Raw genomic sequence first — 3,636 nt, forward strand, 5'->3', positions numbered from 1 at the left:
ACAAATCCTCGGTTTAACAACTACAAATCCTCGGTTTAGTGCTACACTATAAGACAATGTAGCACTAAACCAAAATTTAACTATAGAAAAGGTTACTATCATGGCTCAAAAAGCACCTGATATGGTTGTTAAAAGTAACTCACTGATTGAAGCAAGTTACACGCTTACGCTTAGTGAAATGAGACTGCTTGATATAGCATTAGCAGAACTATCTAGTTATGAGGAGTGTGAAAAGCATATTACTGCTTTACCCGAAATGATACATATTCGAGCAGAGGAATATTCAGAATTATATGGCGTAACAAATGATATGGCTTATCTAGCGTTGAAAGAGGCTAGTGAGCAACTATTCACTAGATACTTTACTTATTACATCAAAAGCGATCAATTCCCAAGCCATAAAGAGATTAGAAAGGGTCGGTGGGTTCAAGAAATAGGATATGTTGAAGGGCAAGGCGTTGTTATGTTGTCATTCACAAATACGCTGATAGAGTTGGCAGGAAGATTAAAAGGTAGCTTTTCTCGCTATCATCTTGAACAAAAAGCACCTCTGACAAGCATGTATGCACATCGTTTATATGAAATGATGATGCAGTGGCGCGGTTCTAAGACAGTACCTTACGTTACTTATTTTGAGCTTAGAGAGAGGTTCGGAATTGAAAAAGAGGAATATGATCGAGTTACTAATTTCAGGGCTAGAGTGTTAGACCAAGCTATTAAACAAATTAATGAGCATACAGATATAACGGTCAGCTATGAGCAAAAAAAAGAAGGTCGCAAAGTTGTAGGTTTTACGTTTAAATTTAAATTAAAGAAATCAAAAAATCCCGTTATCAAAGAAGCTAATAAAAATGTTAGTGGTAATAAGCCGCGAATACCAAAGACAACAATACCGCCACTCTCAGAGAGTCAAATAAATACGTTTGCTAATAAGCTAGCTAACCTGATGGATTTCGGACGAGATATAGCGCCAGCAGGTAAGAGTAGACAAGAGGTCGTAAGTTGGCTTTTAACTGAATTAAAGGATAATAAGAAGGTCAACGATTGGCGTAAATACATGCTGATCGTTGGCTACGAGTTCCCAGAACACATGAAAAAATAAGCTGTAATACTTATTTTTTCATTTTGTCTTAGTACGCTATAAGTAATTATTTTGCTGTTCATTAGCTTTATCAACTATAGCGGTTAGTTCGTCAATAATTGGCTGCATACGTTCTAAATCTGTCTTTTTAATAACTTGGGATTTTATATCTTCTAGTAGTGTCTTAGCGCGCTGTGGGTTGTTCCTAGCTAGTGATAAAACCATTCCGCCTATTATTATTTTTTGCCCATTCTCTAACTTCCTTGATTGAGCTTTTAGTCGTGCTAGCTCATCTTCTTTTTGTGCTATTTTCTGTTCTAGTGTAGCCATACAAATTCCTTTATAAGTCTAAGATTTTACAAAATTAACTATAGTTATGATGTACTTGGATTTAATTGTAAGTTAACATCAATCTATAGGTAAAGGAATAGCAGGATTTCAATTAGTATCTACAAGTCGTAGTGTTTCAATTAGTATTGCAAGTCGTAGTGCTTTTTTTCTTTTCCACTTCATAAGCCTTTTTTAGTGAAGTGCGAACTTACGACTTGGAAAAAAAATTCCACTCCGTTACTTTTTTCTTTCCAAGTCAGTTCGTCCTGCGGAGCTAAAAACAAAACAATCAAATAACAAGGATATGAAAATGTTTGACTACAACGAATATGACCACGGTAGCCCTTTTGAATTTCAAACTTGTTTATCTTGTGGTAGAGATTTTGAAACAAATATGTCGAATAATTATAGTGATTCACCCGAAGGTGAGATGAAGTGCGGTCGCTGTCTTTCTAACTGGGCACGGCTTGAAAACTACGAAGATTTTGAGAATGAAGATTAATCATGGCAATGTTTCACTTATCGACAAAACCAATAAAGCGGAGCGAAGGTAGAAGCGCAACCGCATCGGCTGCCTATCGTGCAGGTTGTAAAATTGAGGATAACCGAACTGGGTTGAAACATGATTATAGTAAAAAACAAGGTATCGTAAAAACCGATTGTTTCATCTTCTCTAATGGTCAAAAGTTAAATATTGACAGGTCTGAATTATGGAATGCGGCTGAGAAAGCAGAGAAGCGAAAGGACGGCAGAACCGCGAGAGAGGTCATTATCAATCTACCCTATGAGCTGAACGAGGAACAAAGACAATCACTTGTTGAAGATTTCACAAAAGACATATCTAAGAAATACAAGGTCGCCATTGATTATGCAATTCATTTACCAGACAAGCATGGCGACCGACGTAACCACCACGCCCATATTTTAATGACCACACGAGCCGCAACGCTAGAAAATAATACTTTGGTATTAGGTGATAAAACCAATATTGAGCTGTCGAATACCAAGCTTGCAAAGCTGAATCTTCCAAAGACACAAGAGCAAATTGTAAATCTCCGTAGACACTGGGCGAACACAACAAATAAGCATCTTGAAAATGCTGGGATTGATAGACGTATTGACCACCGAAGCTATGAGGAACAAGGCAGTTATTATTTACCCACCGTAAAACTGGGTTGGGAAGCATCGGCATTGGAGCGTAAAGGTATTAGTACCGCTAAGGGCGACATTAACCGTCAAGTTGCCAATGATAATCTAGAGTCTTATATTATTAATACTGAGTTGGAGAGCTTAAAAGAACAGCTTGCCAAACAGCAGGAAGAAGAGAAAGAGCGGACTATACAAACGACCAAACCACCATCGCTATTGATACCAGAGCCTAAGCCAAAGCCCAAAAGAGTTGAAGCCAAAGAGATAGATTTAGACAGATATACTCAAGAGAGTTTTGAGAGGTTACATCAATATCATAATCAGATTGTTGATGGTATTAGTGAAGGTCAAAGCCCATTTGGGTTAAACCTAATAGGCAAGAAATTTTTAGAATATATAGATTATATTGGCATGGAGGCTGGAAGCCAACTATATGACAGAGGGCTTGATAATAATAAGCTTGAGAATATAGACGAGGTTATAAGTACATCAAAGACCTTGCTTGCAAATGTAGACTCTATGAGCGAAACGGCAGGCTTTAAAAATAAAGACTTCATAAAACTATATGAAAAAGCGATTACAAGTCTTGATAAGGTCGAAGTCGAATTTGAAAGAGTAAGTGCTAGAAGATCGACGCCAACACAGTCATTACAGCCAACAACACCACAAAACACGCCAAGACTACGATAAATTAACATTTACATAGAATTTTTTGATAACTGACAAGCTCTCAGTTGCTTGTCAGTACCTTTGATTTACTCTAAGCACCCATCTTAGCCTAATTATGTTTTGGACGCTACAGTGAGCAAATTAAGCGTTATTTTGATATATCTATGACATTACCCCTAGATATTGTTTATATCAATCTTTTTTCTGAGCTTTGCCGTAAAACTGATTATTGATATTTATCTCTGCTCTGCTACCTAGTTTTTATTAGTTAAAGATTACATTTAAATCTTTTAATAGATTTTAAAGAGTTTTAAAAGATTTTAGACACCTTGCATCCCTTGCCTAGTATAGCTTTCAAAGCCCATAGTGCTACAAATCCTCGGTTTAACAACTACAAATCCTCGGTT

General features: G+C 36.8%; 4 protein-coding genes. 3 read left to right on the top strand and 1 reads right to left on the bottom strand.

The window, feature by feature from the left end; genetic code table 11:
• Positions 1–100 precede the first annotated feature (100 nt).
• Complete coding sequence (gene repM, locus INT03_RS06835) at positions 101–1,102, top strand: replication initiation protein RepM (protein ID WP_193008351.1); 1,002 nt, start codon at positions 101–103, stop codon at positions 1,100–1,102.
• 36 nt (positions 1,103–1,138) lie between these two features.
• On the opposite strand, the gene INT03_RS06840 is transcribed toward repM, so the two are convergent.
• Positions 1,139–1,411, bottom strand: coding sequence for a hypothetical protein (locus INT03_RS06840; RefSeq protein WP_193008352.1), 273 nt, complete (start codon positions 1,409–1,411; stop codon positions 1,139–1,141).
• Positions 1,412–1,721: 310 nt separating this feature from the next.
• On the opposite strand from INT03_RS06840, the gene INT03_RS06845 reads away from it, so the two are divergent.
• Both INT03_RS06845 and mobQ read left to right on the top strand, forming a co-directional pair.
• Positions 1,722–1,913: a hypothetical protein gene (locus tag INT03_RS06845; protein ID WP_193008353.1), complete on the top strand. Its 192-nt coding sequence runs from the start codon at positions 1,722–1,724 to the stop codon at positions 1,911–1,913.
• Positions 1,914–1,915: 2 nt separating this feature from the next.
• On the top strand, positions 1,916–3,250 hold the full coding sequence (gene mobQ, locus INT03_RS06850) for a MobQ family relaxase (RefSeq protein WP_193008354.1): 1,335 nt from the start codon (positions 1,916–1,918) through the stop codon (positions 3,248–3,250).
• The last annotated feature ends 386 nt before the right edge of the window (positions 3,251–3,636 follow it).

The organism is Psychrobacter sp. PG1, assembly GCF_014897815.1.
Classification (GTDB): Bacteria; Pseudomonadota; Gammaproteobacteria; order Pseudomonadales; family Moraxellaceae; genus Psychrobacter.